This is a genomic window from Staphylococcus sp. TE8, assembly GCF_000692055.1.
GTDB lineage: Bacteria > Bacillota > Bacilli > Staphylococcales > Staphylococcaceae > Staphylococcus > Staphylococcus capitis.
This window is the reverse complement of sequence record NZ_JMGB01000005.1, coordinates 20,445-22,720: the sequence shown is the minus strand read 5'-3', so window position 1 is coordinate 22,720 and position 2,276 is coordinate 20,445. Positions and strand designations below refer to the sequence as shown.

The window sequence follows — 2,276 nt, the reverse complement described above, 5'->3', positions numbered from 1 at the left end:
TTTCCATCTGATAAATGTGTAGCAAAATAATACTTATCATGATTTGTAATTACGTAACCTACAAACCACCCATTATTATACTTCCCGTTTACTATACCTGTACCTGTTTTCCCATACAGTTCATACTTTTCATTTTTCTTAATCAATAATGAAGAAGATAATTGATTCTTTGCTTTTTTACTAAAATGGTTATTTTGTTCCATCATATTTTTAAAAACTATTACTTGTTCAAGATTAGATATTTTCAAACTATCTTCCATCCAATAGCTTTTATAACTTCCCAAATTTTCATTACCATAATTTAATTGCTTGAGTTGAGCCGCAGTATAGTTCTTTGGTATTTGATTACTAATACGTTCGAAGTACCAATTAACTGAATTTTGCATTGCTGTATTTAAATCTTGTTCCTTATTCCAAGACTCGAAAGGATAATGTTTATGATTCCATGACATACGTGAATTTTTATCACTTATGATATGACGGTCAAGTCCAAACATCGCTAAATAAATTTTATAAGTTGAATCAGGAGAATATCTTTTTCTACTTTCTTTTTCATTATAAATATAGTATTTGTCTTTCTTCATGCTGTACATGACGAAAGATCCACTATTTGAACCAAAATTTTTACTTTCATCTAAAATTTGGTGATCGTTCTGTAAGGGCTTTTTATAATTATAATCAGTTATGGATTGCCCCATCAAAAACTGGCTTTGAATTACCATGAGCAAAAAAGTAAAAATACAAATAAAAATTGGAATTAATTTGGACTGTTTTTTCAAATTGGCTTCTTTTATATTAATTAATCTTCTTTTGAGTAATGACTTTTTACCATTGAATGAATGGCTTAATATATTTTTATTAAAAAATGGAATATTTAATACGGAGTCCATAATAGATTCCGCATAAGTTTTAAATTCATTTTTGTTAATATTATTAAGAACAAATCTATCGGCTTCTACTTCATTGTCATGAATTATCTTTCTTTTTACAATATGTATTAATGGATTGTAACTCATAACAATAGAGAAGATATTAAAGATAATTAAATGTAAAGTATCTCTATTTTTAGCATGAGCATATTCATGCAGTATTATATATTTTAGTCTTTTATCAATTACACTTTTAAAATATGAACTAGGAATCAAAATAATATATTTCCCATACCAAAAAGTTATTGGAGATTGAATAGTCTCTGCTTTTCGAATCACAATATTTTTTTTATATTGATGGTTGAAAAGTATCGTATCTATTTTATTTTTTTCATTTTCGTTTAGATAAAGTGACTGTTTCTTTAAATATTTAAGATATAATAAGGATTTCAAAAATTTAAAACTTAAAATAATAACTAAAACTATCCAAACAACTGTGCAGATATTATCAATTGAATCCCAATTAAACTTATGGATATCTGTTGTGAACTCTTGAACAGGTTTGGTGGTATTTATGTTATGGTTCAAGTCGTGTGACTTACTTTCAACTGTGGGCGATGGATTATTCACATTATTAAATTTTATAAAAGAGAATTTAATTGGGATAAAAGGAATTAATCCAGCAAGCACAGTTAGATACCAAACTTTATAATTTAAACTATAATTAAAATAGCGTTTTAATATGTACTTAAAAAATACTAACAATAGAAATATAAAACAAAAGCTTACTACGCTCGTTATTAGTAATTTAGCCATTTTGACACCTTCTTTCAAATATTTATAATAAACAATTGACACCAATATTACAATTGTAATATTATTTATTTATAAAAATTACAATTGTAATATTGGAGGGTTTATTTTGAAAAAGTTAATATTTTTAATTGCAATTGCTTTAGTTTTAAGTGCATGTAATTCAAACAGTCCACATGCCAAAGAGTTAAATGATTTAGAAAAAAAATATAATGCTCATATTGGTGTTTATGCTTTAGATACTAAAAGTGGTAAGGAAGTAAAATTTAATTCAGATAAGAGATTTGCCTATGCTTCGACTTCAAAAGCGATAAATAGTGCTATTTTGTTAGAACAAGTACCTTATAATAAGTTAAATAAAAAAATACATATTAACAAAGATGATATAGTTGCTTATTCTCCTATTTTAGAAAAATATGTAGGAAAAGATATCACTTTAAAAGAACTTATTGAGGCTTCAATGACATATAGTGATAATACAGCAAACAATAAAATTATAAAAGAAATCGGTGGGATCAAAAAAGTTAAACAACGTCTAAAAGAACTAGGAGATAAAGTAACAAATCCAGTTAGATATGAGATAGAATTAAATTA

The 2,276-nt window shown here is 25.7% G+C and carries 2 protein-coding genes; one reads left to right on the top strand and one right to left on the bottom strand.

Annotated features, from left to right (window positions below; all coding sequences use genetic code 11):
- The coding region (gene blaR1, locus CM54_RS11715) for a beta-lactam sensor/signal transducer BlaR1 (RefSeq protein WP_037551383.1) at positions 1-1,685 on the bottom strand (1,685 nt) is incomplete at its 3' end.
- 106 nt (positions 1,686-1,791) lie between these two features.
- Between blaR1 and CM54_RS13010 the strand changes: the two genes are divergently transcribed.
- Positions 1,792-2,276, top strand: a 485-nt coding sequence (locus CM54_RS13010) for a class A beta-lactamase (RefSeq protein ID WP_037551379.1), incomplete at its 3' end; no start/stop codon positions are given.